This is a genomic window from Cupriavidus sp., assembly GCF_057315035.1.
Genome location: NZ_DBHKYV010000062.1, coordinates 1 through 14,552, shown reverse-complemented (window position 1 = coordinate 14,552; position 14,552 = coordinate 1). Strand labels below are relative to the sequence as shown.

Annotated in this window: 10 protein-coding genes and 4 tRNA genes; 11 read left to right on the top strand and 3 right to left on the bottom strand. The window is 62.6% G+C overall.

The features are described 5' to 3' along the window. Positions 1 to 22: 22 nt before the first annotated feature. Complete coding sequence (locus tag ACO550_RS37575) at positions 23 to 1,999, bottom strand: alkyl/aryl-sulfatase (protein ID WP_485995144.1); 1,977 nt, start codon at positions 1,997 to 1,999, stop codon at positions 23 to 25. Between the two features lie 106 nt (positions 2,000 to 2,105). On the opposite strand from ACO550_RS37575, the gene ACO550_RS37570 reads away from it, so the two are divergent. Beyond that, positions 2,106 to 3,002: a LysR family transcriptional regulator gene (locus tag ACO550_RS37570; protein ID WP_315597900.1), complete on the top strand. Its 897-nt coding sequence runs from the start codon at positions 2,106 to 2,108 to the stop codon at positions 3,000 to 3,002. A 56-nt stretch (positions 3,003 to 3,058) separates the two neighbouring features. Here the strand turns inward: ACO550_RS37570 and fabI are convergent, their stop codons facing one another. After that, positions 3,059 to 3,841 (bottom strand): enoyl-ACP reductase FabI, encoded by a 783-nt coding sequence (gene fabI, locus ACO550_RS37565; RefSeq protein WP_315597899.1) that lies wholly within the window; start codon positions 3,839 to 3,841, stop codon positions 3,059 to 3,061. 193 nt (positions 3,842 to 4,034) lie between these two features. Here fabI and ACO550_RS37560 point away from each other — a divergent pair, with 193 nt between their 5' ends. From ACO550_RS37560 to ACO550_RS37540, 5 genes are all read left to right on the top strand, one after another. Next, a complete protein-coding gene (locus ACO550_RS37560) occupies positions 4,035 to 5,921 on the top strand; it encodes an ABC transporter substrate-binding protein (protein WP_315597898.1) in 1,887 nt (628 codons plus the stop codon). Between the two features lie 27 nt (positions 5,922 to 5,948). Further along, positions 5,949 to 6,998: a microcin C ABC transporter permease YejB gene (locus tag ACO550_RS37555; RefSeq protein ID WP_315597897.1), complete on the top strand. Its 1,050-nt coding sequence runs from the start codon at positions 5,949 to 5,951 to the stop codon at positions 6,996 to 6,998. Further along, a complete protein-coding gene (locus ACO550_RS37550) occupies positions 6,995 to 8,128 on the top strand; it encodes an ABC transporter permease subunit (RefSeq protein ID WP_315597896.1) in 1,134 nt (377 codons plus the stop codon). The genes ACO550_RS37555 and ACO550_RS37550 overlap by 4 nt, the downstream gene beginning before the upstream one ends. A 5-nt stretch (positions 8,129 to 8,133) precedes the next feature. Then, positions 8,134 to 9,783: a dipeptide ABC transporter ATP-binding protein gene (locus ACO550_RS37545; protein WP_315597920.1), complete on the top strand. Its 1,650-nt coding sequence runs from the start codon at positions 8,134 to 8,136 to the stop codon at positions 9,781 to 9,783. A gap of 347 nt (positions 9,784 to 10,130) precedes the next feature. Further along, positions 10,131 to 10,811: an NlpC/P60 family protein gene (locus ACO550_RS37540; RefSeq protein ID WP_315597895.1), complete on the top strand. Its 681-nt coding sequence runs from the start codon at positions 10,131 to 10,133 to the stop codon at positions 10,809 to 10,811. Between the two features lie 235 nt (positions 10,812 to 11,046). On the opposite strand, the gene ACO550_RS37535 is transcribed toward ACO550_RS37540, so the two are convergent. Further along, positions 11,047 to 11,991, bottom strand: coding sequence for a patatin-like phospholipase family protein (locus tag ACO550_RS37535; RefSeq protein ID WP_315597894.1), 945 nt, complete (start codon positions 11,989 to 11,991; stop codon positions 11,047 to 11,049). Between the two features lie 229 nt (positions 11,992 to 12,220). Here ACO550_RS37535 and gltX point away from each other — a divergent pair, with 229 nt between their 5' ends. The 5 genes from gltX (at position 12,221) to ACO550_RS37510 (ending at position 14,391) form a co-directional block, all read left to right on the top strand. Continuing rightward, on the top strand, positions 12,221 to 13,618 hold the full coding sequence (gltX, locus tag ACO550_RS37530) for a glutamate--tRNA ligase (protein ID WP_315597893.1): 1,398 nt from the start codon (positions 12,221 to 12,223) through the stop codon (positions 13,616 to 13,618). A 228-nt stretch (positions 13,619 to 13,846) separates the two neighbouring features. After that, positions 13,847 to 13,922, top strand: a tRNA-Ala gene (locus ACO550_RS37525). Between the two features lie 8 nt (positions 13,923 to 13,930). Next, positions 13,931 to 14,006, top strand: a tRNA-Glu gene (locus ACO550_RS37520). Between the two features lie 67 nt (positions 14,007 to 14,073). After that, positions 14,074 to 14,150 (top strand) — tRNA-Asp (locus tag ACO550_RS37515). A gap of 165 nt (positions 14,151 to 14,315) precedes the next feature. After that, a tRNA-Ala gene (locus ACO550_RS37510) sits at positions 14,316 to 14,391 on the top strand. Positions 14,392 to 14,552: the final 161 nt, after the last annotated feature.

The following is a 14,552-nucleotide window of genomic DNA, read 5'->3' as shown; positions in this document are numbered from 1 at the left end:
TGCCTGTCTCCTCCGCGGCTGGTTATTTGCGGTAGCCGTGCGGTGTCACGATATTGAAGTTCGGATCGAAATTGTCGAGCATGCCGAACAAGCCTGCCACGGCTTGCGGGTTGCCGTCGATCCGGATCGCACCCGACTGCATGGCCTGCTGCAGCGTCAGCTGTTTCAGGCTGATCTGGTCGAGCGTGGCCTTGGTCAGCGTGACGGTGGCGGTCGGCTGCGCATGCTGGGCTTCGGCGACATAGGTCAGCGCACTGTTGCGCAGTGTCATCGCATAGCGCTGGCGCAGGTCGGTGAACTGCCAGTTCAGCGTGATGGTCTTGCCCGCAGCCTTGTCGGCGTTCAGGCGAACGGCAAGGTAGTCGAAGAAATTAGGCACCGTCAGCGCGCGGATCAGGTCCGACGAACTGGTGGCACCCACGCCCGGCGGCTGTACGCCTTCGCGCAATTCCTGTGCGCCAGTCAGGTAGATATTGCGCCAGGTCGCATTTTCGCTCTGGTAGCCAAGCTGCTCCAGGGCATCGGCCTGTAGCGCGCGGGCCGTGGTGTTCGCAGGATCGGCAAATACGAGCTGATTGCCGATCTGGCTGACCCAGCGATACTCGCCGCGCGCATAGGCCTCGCGCATCTTGCCGAGCACCGCCTCGGCGCCTCCCATCCATTCGATGGTCTTCTGCGCGGTCTGCTCTGGCGGCAGCGGGTTCAGGTGGGCCGGGTTGCCGTCGTAGAAGCCCAGGTAGCGCTGGTACACGGCACGCACGTTATGGCTGACCGATCCATAGTAGTCGCGCGCATACCATTTGCTGGCCAGCGGCTGCGGCAGCGTCTTCAACTGGTCCGCGATTTCCAGCGGCGTGTAGCCCTGGTTCATCAGCCGCAGCGCCTGGTCGTTCAGGTACGCATACATGTCGCGCTGGTCGGACAACATTTCCACGATGCGCTCGCGGCCCCAGGTCGGCCAGTGATGCTGGCCAATCAGCACGTCGGTCCGCTCGCCGTAGCGCAACAGCGACTGACCCAGGAAGTACGACCAGCCCTTGGCATCGCGCACCTGCGCACCGCGCAGTGTCAGCACGTTGTGCTGCGTGCGTACCGCGTTTTCGGCAATGCACAGCGTGCGGAACTGCGGCAGATAGACATTCATTTCCGCCGGCGCCTCGGTGCCGGGCGTGAGCTGGAACTCGAAGTCGACGCCGTCGATGCGGCGCGTGTCGATCGGCTTGGTGATCAGCGTGGTGGGTGCCAGCAGCGTCATGGTGCCGCGAGCGGTGGCCTTGCCCAGGCCCGTATCGACCTGGCCCGTGGCGGTCTTCGGCAACTGCGTGCCGTACATGTATTGCGCACGACGGCTCATGGCGTTGCCCGCCAGCACGTTCTCGCTGACGGCCTCCTCCATGAAACCATGCGGCGCCAGGATATCGATCTTGCCGCTCTTGACGTCGGCTTCATTGACGATGCCGCGCACGCCGCCAAAGTGGTCGACGTGGCTATGGGTGTAGATCACGGCCAGTACCGGCTTGCGCGGGCGGTGGGCGTAGTAGAGATCGAGCGACGCGCGGGCCGTTTCGGCGGTAAGCAGCGTGTCGATGATGATCAGGCCGGTGTCGCCCTCGATGATGTTCATATTGGCCAGGTCGGCGCCGCGTACCTGATACACGCGGTCCGTTACCTTGAACAGGCCGGCTTCGTTGTTCAACTGCGCCAGGCGCCAGAGGCTCGGGTTCACCGTCCGTGGCGCATCGGCGGCGGCTTCGAATGCGTAGGCGTCGAAATCCCATACCACTTTGCCATCGGCATTCCTGATCGTGCGTTCGGGGAAGCGCGCCACCAGTCCGCGCCGTGCATCGTCGAAGTCGGCGCGATCGGTAAATGGCAGCTTGCGTAGCCATTCGGCATTCGACTGTTCGGTGAGCGGGGTGGCCGGATTCGGACCTGCCAACGCGGCGGCTGACATCGTCAGGGCGGCGGTGGCCAGCATGACTGGGCGGGCAAGGCGCATGAGAGGGCGGTTCCAGATTGGACGAAGCGTCTATTGGAAGCGTCCCGCACATATAATTCAATTGCAAATTTCGTATCGCAGCAATGCGTTGGATGCATATTGGCATATGAACCTGAAACGGCTCGAACATCTGGTGGCGGTGGCGGAAGAGGGCTCGCTCGCGGCGGCGGCGCGGCGCGTACATCTGAGCCAGCCAGCCCTGACGCGCAGCATCCAGGCGCTGGAGGAGGAAGCCGGCGTGGTGCTGCTGGATCGCGGCGCGCGCGGCGTGACGTTGACCGCGGTGGGCCGCATGGTGACCGAGCGCGCGCGGCGCATCCTGTTCGAGTCGGGCTGCCTGGCGCGCGACCTGACGCTGGTCAGGCAGCATGAGATCGGCAGCGTGCAGATCGGCCTCGGCGCGTTTCCGGCGGCAATCCTGCTGCCAGAGCTGCTATGCCAGTTGCATCGGCAGTGGCCCAAGCTGCGGATTGCCACCGAAGTCAGCCATCCCGGCGCCTTGCTCGATGCGTTGCAGGCCGAACAGGTGGATTTCGTGGTGATCGAGCACAGCACCGTGCCGACCGCCACCGAACTCGATGTGGTGCGGCTGCCGGCCGGGCCTGGCGGCGTATTTGCACGCGCCGGACATCCGCTGGCGGCAGCGGCGGTCTCGCTGGCAGCACTGCGCGAAGCGGCATTGGTGTCGGTGGTCTTCCCGCCCGAGACGCATGGACGGCTGCGCAAGCTGCTGCGTTGCAAGCCTGGCGAGGACCTGCCGTTCCAGGTCGAAAGCAATGATTTCAGGGCGCTCACGCATCTGGTGCGTCATGCCGATGCATTGTTACTGGCACCGGTGCGCGCGGTGCGCGAAGAGGTCGAGGCCGGGCGGCTGGTGGCGCTGGACATTCCAGAGCTGCCCGAGATCACGATGCAGTTCGCCATCGTGCGGCTGGCCCAGCGGACCTTGTCACCGGCGGCGGCGCGCGCGGTGGCCGTGATCGAGGCCGTGGCCCAGGCATGAAAAAAGCGCCCCGGTTGGGGCGCTTCGTGGGTTTGCAAGCAGATGCTTACTGAACCTTACTCTTCGACCGAAGTGCCGATGATGTTGTAGCCACCGTCGACGTAGGTGATCTCGCCGGTCACGCCGCTGGCCAGGTCCGACAGCAGGAAGGCGGCCACATTGCCGACTTCCTCGATCGTCACGTTGCGGCGCATCGGGGCCACGTCCTCGAAATGCTTGAGCAGCTTGCCGAAGTCCTTGATGCCCGAGGCGGCGAGCGTCTTGATCGGGCCAGCCGAGATGCCGTTGGCGCGGATGCCCTTCGGGCCGACCGACGAGGCCAGGTAACGTACGCTGGCTTCCAGCGATGCCTTGGCCAGGCCCATGGTGTTGTAGTTCGGCACCACGCGCTCGGCGCCCAGGTACGTCAGCGTCAGCAGCGACGACTTGTCGTTGAGCAGCGGCAGCGCGGCCTTGGCCAGTGCCGGGAAGCTGTAGGCCGAGATGTCGTGCGCGATGCGGAAGCCTTCGCGCGACAGGCCGTCAAGGAAGTCGCCGGCGATGGCTTCGCGCGGTGCGAAACCGATCGAATGCACCAGACCGTCGAACTTCTCCCAACGCTGCCCCAATGCGGCGAAGGTGGCGGCGATCTGCTCGTCGCTGCCTACGTCGCAGTCATAGATCATGTCGGAGCCGAATTCCTTGGCGAAGTCCGTGATGCGGTCCTTGAAGCGTTCACCCACATACGTGAAAGCCAGTTCCGCGCCTTCGCGCTTGCAAGCCGAGGCGATGCCGTAGGCGATCGAACGATTCGAAAGCAGGCCCGTGATCAGGATCCGCTTGCCGGCCAGAAATCCCATAGATTCTCCAAGATGTAAGTGAGGACGGGCATGCTTCATGCAATGGCCCGTATCCGGTGCACTGTTTGTTGCGCCGCGTAGAGGGAATGTCCGGATGGCTGGCGGCCACCCGAACGCATGTAAAATTGTCGCACAACTTCGCCCGGCCACAAGCCGCCGGGCCGTCTCGGGCATTGTGGAGGTCTGCAACCGGATGCTGATTCATGCACGTTGGCCGCTCAGGGCGGCAAGGCAGTGCTTCCGTCGCCGCGCGGTAGTGCAATGGGGGCTGGCGCTGTCGATCGTGCTGGCTGCGGGTTTTCCCGTAGCGGGGTTTGCCGCCCACGGCTTCGCGCTTCACGGGGACCTCAAGTACCCGGCTGACTTCCCGCATTTCGAATACGTCAATCCGAACGCGCCACGGGGCGGCACGCTGACGCTTGCCAACCCCGACCGTCGCACCAGCTTCGACAAGTTCAATCCGTTCACGTTGAAAGGGACCTCGGCACCGGGGCTGACCGCGCTGATGTTCGAGACGCTGCTGATCAGCAGCGCCGACGAAACCGCCAGTGCCTATGGCCTGCTGGCCGACGACGTGACCGTGGCGCCCGACCAGTTGTCGGTCACCTTCCATATCCGTCCCGAGGCACGCTTCGTCAATGGCGATCCGGTGCTGGCGTCGGACGTCAAGTATTCGTATGACATGCTGATGAGCAAGGCGGCCAGCCCGGGCTATCGCAGCATGTGCATGGACGTGAAGTCGGTGGTGGTGACTGGCGAACGGTCGATCCGGTTTGATTTCAAGCAACGGAACGCCGAGTTGCCGCTGATCGTAGGCCAGTTGCCGGTGTTCTCGAAGAAGTGGACCGCCAAGGTACCGTTCGAAAAGCTGACGTTCGAGGAGCCGATTACCAGCGGCCCGTACAAGATCGAGCGCTACGATGCCGGCCGTGGCATCGTGTTCCAGCGCAATCCCGACTATTGGGGCAAGAACCTGGCCGTGCGGCAGGGCACCTTCAACTTCGGACGCGTGGTCTATCGCCTCTACAAGGACGAGACGGCCAAGCTCGAGGCCTTCAAGGCCGGCGAGTTCGACGCCATCGTCGAATACCGCTCGAAGAACTGGGCCAAGAGCTACGTTGGCACCAGGTTCCGCGACGGCGGCCTGATCAAGACCGAATTCCCGCACCGCAATGGCGCCGGCATGCAGGGTTTCGTGATGAACATGCGCAAGCCGATGTTCCAGGACGTGCGCGTGCGGCAGGCGCTGATCCTCGCGCTCGACTTCGAATGGCTCAACCGGCAGTTGTTTTACGGCGCATACAAGCGCCTCGACAGCTGGTTCTCGAATAGCGAGCTGGCCGCCAGCACCACCTTCGACGGCAAGCCTGGCGCGGGCGAACTGAAGCTGCTGGAGCCGCTGCGCACCCAGTTGCCGGCGGAGGTGTTCGGCGCCGACGTGGTGCAGCCTTCCACGAGTCCGACGCGCACGCTGCGCGACAACCTGCGCGAAGCGCGCCGCCTGCTGGCCCAGGCCGGCTGGACCTACGAGGATGGTGCACTGCGCAACGCCAAGGGCGAGCCGATGGTGTTCGAGTTCCTTGACGATGGCGGTGCCATGAGCCGGGTCATCACGGCCTATGTGCGCAACCTCGAAAAACTTGGCATCCAGGTGCACCAGCGCACCACCGATTTCGCGCTGTACCAGAAACGGCTGGAAGATTTCGACTTCGACATGGTGTCGATACGTTTTCCCGACTCGCAAAGCCCGGGCAACGAACTGCGCGACCGCTTCTCGGCTGAAGCCGCCGCCACCCCGGGCTCGGACAACCTGTTCGGCCTGAAGTCGCCGGCGGTGGACAAGCTGGTCGACGCCGTGCTGCATGCCGAGACGCGCGAAGAACTGGTTACGGCCGGCCGCGCGCTTGACCGTGTGCTGATGCATGGGTACTACATCGTGCCAAACTGGTACAGTGCCTTTCACCGTGTGGCGTACCGCAAGGAGATGTCCTACCCGACGCGCCTGCCGTACTTCTACACCGCGGAGGGCTGGATCCTCTCCAACTGGTGGCGCAGCGACCTGGCGCCCAAGACCCAGTAATCCAGACATCCAGAACACGGACGGCCAATGCTTGCCTATCTGTTGAAGCGAATCCTGCTGATGATCCCGACGCTGATCGGGGTGATCACGCTTACCTTTGTCGTGATCCAGTTCGTGCCGGGCGGTCCGGTCGAACAGATGATGATGGAGCTCAAGGGCCGGGGCGGCGCGGGCGAAGCCAGCGGTGGCGGCGCGGAGTACCGTGGCCGGCGCGGCGTCGATCCGGACAAGATCAAGGAGATCCAGGCGCTATACGGCTTCGACAAGCCGCCGCTCGAACGTTATTTCATGATGCTCAAGCGGTTTGCGCAGTTCGACCTTGGCCAGAGCTATTTCCAGCACCGCAGTGTCTGGGAACTGGTCAAGTCCAAGATGCCGGTGTCGATCAGCCTGGGGTTGTGGACCTTTTTCCTGACTTATCTGATATCGGTGCCGCTCGGCATCTCGAAAGCGATCCGGGCGGGCAGCAGATTCGATGTCATCAGCAGCATGATCGTGCTGGTAGGCTATGCGATTCCGGGCTTCGTGCTCGGGGTGCTGCTGCTGGTGCTGTTTGGCGGCGGTACGTTCGTGCAGTGGTTCCCGCTGCGTGGCCTGACCTCGGACGACTGGGAACAGATGTCGATGATGGGCAAGGTCATGGACTACCTGTGGCACCTGGTGTTGCCGATCACCGCCTCGGTGGTGGGCAGCTTTGCCGTGGTGACGATGCTGACCAAGAACGCGTTCCTCGAGGAAATCCGCAAGCAGTATGTACTGACCGCGCGTGCCAAGGGTTTGTCGGAGCGGCGCGTGCTCTGGAAGCACGTCTTCCGCAATGCGCTGATTCCGCTGGTCACCGGTTTCCCGGCCGCGTTCATCGGCGCGTTCTTTACCGGCTCGCTGCTGATCGAGACGCTGTTCTCGCTCGATGGCCTGGGCCTGCTGTCCTATGAAGCGGTGCTGCGCCGTGATTACCCGGTGGTGCTGGGCACGCTGTACCTGTTCACGTTGATCGGGCTCGTGACGCGCCTGATCTCCGATGTCTGCTACGTGATGGTCGATCCCCGTATTCACTTCGAAGGGACGCACCGATGAAATTCGGCTACAAGTCCGCCGCCGTCCCCAATGGCCTGCCGCATTCGCTGTCGCCGCGCCAGCGCGCATGGCAGCGCTTTCGCCGCAACCGGCTGGGCTACTGGAGCCTGGTGCTGTTCGTGGCGATTTTCGTGCTGAGCATGTGTGCCGAGCTGCTGTCCAGCGATCGCCCGCTTGTGGTCCGCTACAAGGGCGACTATTACTTCCCGATCGTCAAGGTCTATCCGGAAACCAGATTCGATGGCGATTTCGCCACGCCCACCGATTACCTGGACCCGTTTATCCGCGACCGGATCACGACCAATGGCAACTTTGCCGTGTTCCCGCCGAACCGGTACTCCTACGATTCGATCAACTACTTCGCCAAGGAACCGAACCCGGCGCCGCCGTCGGCCGACAACTGGCTCGGCACCGACGACCGGGGCCGCGATGTGCTGGCGCGGCTGTTGTACGGCTTTCGGGTATCGGTGCTGTTCGGCCTGGCGCTGACCATCATCGGCGTGCTGGTGGGCACGCTGACCGGGGCGCTGATGGGCTTTTTCGGTGGACGCTTCGACCTGTTCTCGCAGCGCGCCATCGAGATCTGGAGCTCGATGCCCGAGCTGTACCTGCTGATCATCTTCGCGTCGATCTTCGAGCCGAGCCTGGCGCTGCTGATCATCCTGCTGTCGCTGTTCGGCTGGATGGGGCTGTCCGACTACGTGCGCGCCGAGTTCTATCGCAACCGTTCGCTCGACTACGTGAAGGCGGCGCGGGCGCTGGGCCTGTCGAATGTACAGATCATGTGGCGCCATATCCTGCCCAACAGCCTGACGCCGGTGATCACGTTCCTGCCGTTTCGCATGAGTGCTGCCATCCTGGCGCTGACCAGCCTGGACTTCCTGGGCCTGGGCGTGCCGCCAACTACGCCAAGCCTGGGCGAACTGCTGGCGCAGGGCAAGGGCAACCTCGATGCATGGTGGATTTCGTTGTCGACCTTTGCGGTACTGGTGGTAACGCTGCTGCTGCTCACGTTCATGGGCGATGCGTTGCGCGATGCGTTTGACACGCGCCTGGGCCTGGCCCAACTGCGCGGCCGGGTGGAACCGAAGGTGCCGGCCGGCAGCACCGCAGCGGAGGCTACGCCGTGAGCGCCATGACACCGGTTTTCGATCCGCTGACATCGGCGCCGGCACCCGCGCCGGGTACGCAACTGATGTGCGTCGACCATTTGTCGGTCACGTTCGGTGAGGGCGAGCACGCCACGCGCGCGGTACGCGACGTGAGCTTCGACCTGCGTGCTGGCGAGCGCTATGCACTGGTTGGCGAGTCGGGCTCGGGCAAGACCGTGATGGCGCTGGCGATGCTGCGCCTCGTCGAGGATGCGCACTACCAGGGGGCGATCCGCTTCGAGGGCAAGGATCTGATGCAGGTATCCGACCGCGAGATGCGCCGCATCCGAGGGTCGGAAATCGCCATGATCTTCCAGGAGCCGATGACGGCGCTGAACCCGCTCTATACGATCGGCAACCAGATCGTGGAAACGCTGGCGCTGCACGAGGGGCTGGACCGCCGCGCGGCGCGCGATCGGGCCATTGCCCTGCTCGAGCGCACCGGCATCAGCGATGCGGCCAACCGTTTCAACAGCTTCCCGCACCAGTTGTCGGGCGGCCAGCGGCAGCGCGCGATGATCGCCATGGCGCTGGCTTGCCGCCCCAAACTGCTGCTGGCCGACGAGCCCACCACGGCGCTGGACGTGACCATCCGCGCGCAGATCCTGGATCTGTTGCGCAGCCTGCAGGCTGAGTTCGGCATGGCCGTGGTGCTGATCACGCACGACCTGAATATGGTGCGGGCCTTTGCGCAGCGCGTGGGCGTGATGGAGAAGGGCGTGCTGGTGGAAACCGGCGAGACCGCCGAGGTGTTTGCCAATCCGCGCCACCCATACACGCGCAAGCTGATCGACAGCCGGCCCAGGCGCGAGGTGTTGCCGCTGGTGCCGCTGGCGCCGGTGCTGCTGGAGACCGACGCGTTGTGCGTCAACTACCAGAAGAAGCGTGCCGGGTTTGCCGGCTGGTTTGGCAAGGATGCGTTTGCCGCGGTCAAGGATGTCACGCTGCAGCTGCGCGAAGGCGAGACGGTTGGCATCGTCGGCGAATCGGGGTCGGGCAAGACTACGCTGGCGCACGCGGTGCTGGCGCTGCAGCGCAAGAGCAGCGGGGCGATCCAGTTCCTGGGCCGCAGTTTCGACGCGTGCACCCAAAAGGAGCGCAGCTCGCTGCGCAAGCGGATGCAGGTGGTGTTCCAGGACCCGTTCGGCTCCCTGTCGCCACGCATGACGATTGAGCAGATCGTGGGGGAGGGGCTGGCGCTGCACCAGCCAGGCCTGTCGAAGGAGTCGATGCGTGAACGTGTGATCGAGGCGCTGCGCGAAGTTGGCCTCGACCGCACCGCGCTGGGTCGTTATCCGCATGAGTTTTCGGGCGGGCAGCGCCAGCGCATTGCCATTGCGCGGGTCCTGATCCTGAAGCCCCAGGTGCTGGTGCTGGACGAGCCAACTTCCGCACTGGACGTGTCGATCCAGCAGCAGGTGCTGGCGCTGTTGTCGCAGCTCCAGCACAAGTACAACCTGAGCTACCTGTTTATCAGCCATGATCTGGCCGTTATCCGTGCCATGGCGCACCGAGTGATCGTGATGAAAAATGGTGAAGTGGTGGAATCGGGCGAGACCGAGACCGTGCTCGGTGCACCGCAGCACCCGTATACGCGCAAGCTGATGGCGGCCGCCCACCTGGGCAGCGCCTGAATGATGTGCGCCGCAGCACGCTTCGTCATGGTGATGTAACACGGAATGCTTATAAAGATTCCGAGAATAAAGATGCGTTTTTGACGCTAGTACATTGATTTACCAACGAATTGCGAGAAAGTTGTAACCATCTTTGACACGTCAAGGGTGTGTCTTTTACTATCTCGCGATAAGTTTTTTCGGGGGTGGTTCGTCCGCCGCATGCAGACCTTGGGGAAGGTCGATGTTGCACGCGGCTGGTGCAGTCGCATTGGCGTACTTCTTGCGTACGTTCCGCCCTGATGTTTTCACGCTGTCCGGCTTTGTCTGATTTGCCGGTCAGATTTGTCCGATCATCAGGAGAACCAATGCAGCAAACGGTACTTCATTCCCTGGCGCGCGTCGCCATTGGAATAGCCATTGCCTGCGGTGCGACTGTGTCGAATGGTGTGCTGGCGGATACGGTGTTCAAGGACCCCGACGCCCGGATCGAAGCCCGTGTGGAAAGCACGGACGCGCATCCGGAAGGCAAGCGTGGCTTGCTGTCGTCGGTGATGAGCTCCACCAGCAATGTTGCCAGCAAGGCTGGCGACCTGGTCATGAACGCGCTGGGCCTGATTGGCGTGCGTTACCGCTTTGGCGGTAACAGCCCCGAATCCGGCCTGGACTGCAGCGGCTTCGTCCGCTACGTGTTCAACGACACCTTCGGCTTCGTACTGCCGCGCCGATCCGTTGAAATGAGCCAGGTGGGTACCACCGTGGCCCAAAGCGAACTGCGTCCGGGCGACCTCGTGTTCTTCAACACGATGCGCCATACGTTCTCGCACGTCGGCATCTATATCGGCGACAACAAGTTCGTGCACGCACCGTCTACCGGCAGCAAGATTCGCGTGGATGACATGCGGGCTTCGTACTGGGTGACGCGCTACAACGGCGCGCGCCGCATCGACGATTCCGCGCGTGGTTCCGTCGAAAGCACTGGCAGCATGATCGAGACGCTCAAGCGCTTCGATCCCAATGCGCAGGGCCGCTCGATGCTGGGTGGCTGAACGTCGGCACCATCACGGTTAGGGTCGGACGAAAAAAGGACTGCTTGATGCAGTCCTTTTTTGTTGCCGCGTCCGACAGGGCGTATTGGCGTATTGGTGTATTGGTGCATTATCTCAATACAAATACCCCACCAAAGGGTGACATGGCCTGTCAGCGTGGCTGACGATTTCTGTCAGGCGAGATTGCCCTTGTCGCATTGAGGTGACAAGCATTGTTGGCTAGTGGCCCTGAGGGTCATTGCGTGGCGACCGCGGCCGGACCCGGACGTACGCGTGCGGCGGCCAGCTTGTCGCGCAATGTGGCCAGTACCGCCGAGGTGGCCTGCTCGCCCGCCAGGATCGCCCGGTTGCGCGACGCAAAGTCGCTGCCGCCCATATCGGGCAGGTCGGGGCGAATCACTACATCGGCACGTGCCAGCGACATCTTGTTGATCGACTGGCCCATGATGGCCGTGGTCTGCAGCAGTACGCCGCTTTGCCCGTTGGCTTTCTGGTTCGAAGGGTCGACCGAGATATTCACGGCGATCACGAAATCGGCGCCCATCTCGCGCGCGGCGTCCACTGGTACCGGCTCGACCAGCCCGCCGTCGACGTAGTCGTGCCCGGCAATCGACACCGGCTGGAATACGCCTGGCACGCTGCTCGATGCGCGTACCGCCTGGCCGGTATTGCCGCGCCGGAACACGATGCGCTCGCCGGTCTTGAGATCGGTGGCGACAATGCCCAGTGGCAGCTTCATGGCTTCGATCGGGCGATTCTTGACCAGCCGGTTCACGTAGTTCTGCAGCGCCTCGCCCTTGAGCCACCCACCAAACTTGGTACCGAACGGCAGGGCCCAGTCGGCAATCGCCGCTTCATCCATGGTCAGCGCCAGCTTGTTCAGCTGGAAGCCGTCCATGCCCGTTGCGTAGAGCGCGGCCACCACCGAACCGGCACTGGTGCCGGTGACGATATCGGGGTGAATGCCCTGTGCCTCGAGCGCCTTGATGACGCCGATATGCGCGAAACCGCGTGCCGCGCCGCCGCCCAGCGCCAATCCGATACGCAACGGCCGCGGCGGGGCGGTAACGGGCGATGCCGTGGTGGCGGTGGTCGGGATGACCGGGTTCGGCTTGGGGCCGAAGGAGCAGGCCGCCAGCAGCATGGCGGCCGAGGCGCCCAGGAAGTTTCGTCGTTGCATCGAGGGATGAAATGCTTTCAGGAAGTGATGCCGGAGGCGATGCACCGGGCACCGGAGGGTCGCCTGGCGCCGCGTGCCGGCTGCGCCGTCGCACGCGACCTGTTTTCAGACCGGTGGCAGCATAAATGATTCCACGGCCGGATTGGAATCGGGCAGGGCGTATAATGCGGCGTTCAGCGAAATCCGGCCTGCGCGCCTCCGTGCGCGGGCCTTTTTGTTTCTCCCGACCATGACACAACGCGTCCGCACCCGCTTCGCGCCGAGCCCGACCGGCTTCATCCACCTTGGCAACATCCGCTCCGCGCTTTATCCGTGGGCGTTTGCCCGCCGCATGAAGGGCGACTTCATCCTGCGTATCGAGGATACCGACGTCGAGCGCTCTTCCGAGGAAGCGGTCGACGTGATCCTGGAAGGCATGGCGTGGCTCGACCTCGATATCGACGAGGGTCCGTTCTACCAGATGCAGCGCATGGACCGCTATCGCGCTGTCGTGCAGCAGATGATGGACAGTGGCCTGGCGTATCACTGCTACATGAGCACCGAGGAACTCGATGCGCTGCGCGAAGCCCAGCGTGCCGCCGGAGAAAAGCCGCGCTACAACGGCTTCTGGCGTCCGGAGGAGGGCAAGGTACTGCCCGAGCCGCCGGCTGGCGTGAATCCGGTGATCCGTTTCAGGAATCCGATCGGTGGTAGCGTGGTGTGGGACGACGCCGTAAAGGGCCGCATCGAGATCTCGAACGATGAACTCGATGACCTCGTGATTGCACGCCCCGACGGCACGCCGACGTACAACTTCTGCGTGGTGGTGGACGACCTCGACATGAAGATCACGCACGTGATTCGCGGTGATGATCACGTCAACAACACGCCGCGCCAGATCAACATCATCCGCGCGCTGGGTGGTGAAGTCCCTGTCTATGCCCACCTGCCGACCGTGCTGAACGAGCAGGGCGAGAAGATGAGCAAGCGCCATGGTGCGATGCCGGTCACCGGCTACCGTGACGAAGGCTATCTGCCCGAGGCCGTGCTCAACTATCTGGCCCGCCTGGGCTGGGCGCATGGCGACGCCGAGATCTTTTCGCGCGAGCAGTTCGTGGAATGGTTCGACCTCGAACACCTTGGCAAGTCGCCGGCGCAATACAACCCGGAAAAACTGGCCTGGTTGAACAACCACTACATCAAGACCGGCGACAACACGCGACTGGCCGACCTGACGCGTCCGTTTATCGAGGCGCTGGGCGGCAAGGTCGAGGGTGTTGATCTGGTCGGCGTGATTGCGCTGGTCAAGGATCGCGCTAACACGCTCAAGGAAGTGGCCCAGGCCGCGATGCTGTTCTATCGCGGCGAGCCGCAGGCCGAAGCCGCACTGAAGGCCGAACACCTGACTGACGAAATCCGTCCCGCGTTGCAGGCGCTGGCGACGCAACTGGCTGCGCTGCCCGAATGGAAGCGCGAGGCCATCAGCGCCACGTTCAAGGCCGTGCTGGCCGAGTTCGGCCTGAAGATGCCGAAGCTTGCCATGCCGGTGCGCCTGCTGGTGGCTGGACAACTGCAGACGCCGGGTATCGATGCGGTGCTCGAACTGTTTGGTCGCGACACGGTACTGCGCCGTCTGGCAGTTGTATAAAAATGTGCAGAAAGTCTCGGCAGGGGCTTGCGCTCAGGCCGGGACTTCAGCATAATCTCGTTCTCCCTGCTGCACGACGCAAGTCAAACAGCCCGGTTGAAAAATCGAGAAAAAGGGACTTGCAAAACGTGCTGATTGATTTATAATCGCCGCTTCGCCAGAAAGCAGTAAATCTGGCGGCAAGCAAGTAGTAGTAAGCAGTAAAGTGTGGTAAATGGCAGTAACTATGGGGCTATAGCTCAGCTGGGAGAGCGCTTGCATGGCATGCAAGAGGTCAGCGGTTCGATCCCGCTTAGCTCCACCAAAGTTTCTGTCCCCTTCGTCTAGAGGCCTAGGACATCACCCTTTCACGGTGAGTACAGGGGTTCGAATCCCCTAGGGGACGCCAAATATGGACGTAATCATACGTCCGGTGGCGGCCCGAAGCGATGCTTCGGGCGCTACAACAAAAAACTGGAGCGGTAGTTCAGTTGGTTAGAATACCGGCCTGTCACGCCGGGGGTCGCGGGTTCGAGCCCCGTCCGCTCCGCCAGTACTGAGCCCGCTTGGGTGAAACCAAGCGGGTTTTTATTTGGGTGAAAGATGATTATCTGATAATCGTCTTTTGATTTACCCGAGGCCACCGATTTATGGCTTCAAAAAATCGAAACATAATCGTTTCCTCGTGGGGAATGCGATTAAGCAGTACCGAGTATTCGGGGCTATAGCTCAGCTGGGAGAGCGCTTGCATGGCATGCAAGAGGTCAGCGGTTCGATCCCGCTTAGCTCCACCAGAATTCCTGGGGCACGACGGCAGTAAAAAAAGTGCTTCAGATTTGCGAAAGTTCTGTTAGAATGGCGGACTTCGCAGCAATAGACGGAAACGTTGCTTGCAACAGATTTCTGTCCCCTTCGTCTAGAGGCCTAGGACATCACCCTTTCACGGTGAGTACAG

What these genes read in the sequence shown, in the direction of transcription:
- ACO550_RS37540 (WP_315597895.1), top strand. Translation starts at nt 10,131, where the DNA reads ATGCAGCAAACGGTACTTCATTCCCTGGCGCGCGTCGCCATTGGAATA.
- ACO550_RS37575 (WP_485995144.1), bottom strand. Translation starts at nt 1,999, where the DNA reads ATGCGCCTTGCCCGCCCAGTCATGCTGGCCACCGCCGCCCTGACGATG.
- fabI (WP_315597899.1), bottom strand. Translation starts at nt 3,841, where the DNA reads ATGGGATTTCTGGCCGGCAAGCGGATCCTGATCACGGGCCTGCTTTCG.
- ACO550_RS37560 (WP_315597898.1), top strand. Translation starts at nt 4,035, where the DNA reads ATGCTGATTCATGCACGTTGGCCGCTCAGGGCGGCAAGGCAGTGCTTC.
- ACO550_RS37545 (WP_315597920.1), top strand. Translation starts at nt 8,134, where the DNA reads ATGACACCGGTTTTCGATCCGCTGACATCGGCGCCGGCACCCGCGCCG.
- ACO550_RS37555 (WP_315597897.1), top strand. Translation starts at nt 5,949, where the DNA reads ATGCTTGCCTATCTGTTGAAGCGAATCCTGCTGATGATCCCGACGCTG.
- ACO550_RS37550 (WP_315597896.1), top strand. Translation starts at nt 6,995, where the DNA reads ATGAAATTCGGCTACAAGTCCGCCGCCGTCCCCAATGGCCTGCCGCAT.
- ACO550_RS37570 (WP_315597900.1), top strand. Translation starts at nt 2,106, where the DNA reads ATGAACCTGAAACGGCTCGAACATCTGGTGGCGGTGGCGGAAGAGGGC.
- ACO550_RS37535 (WP_315597894.1), bottom strand. Translation starts at nt 11,991, where the DNA reads ATGCAACGACGAAACTTCCTGGGCGCCTCGGCCGCCATGCTGCTGGCG.
- gltX (WP_315597893.1), top strand. Translation starts at nt 12,221, where the DNA reads ATGACACAACGCGTCCGCACCCGCTTCGCGCCGAGCCCGACCGGCTTC.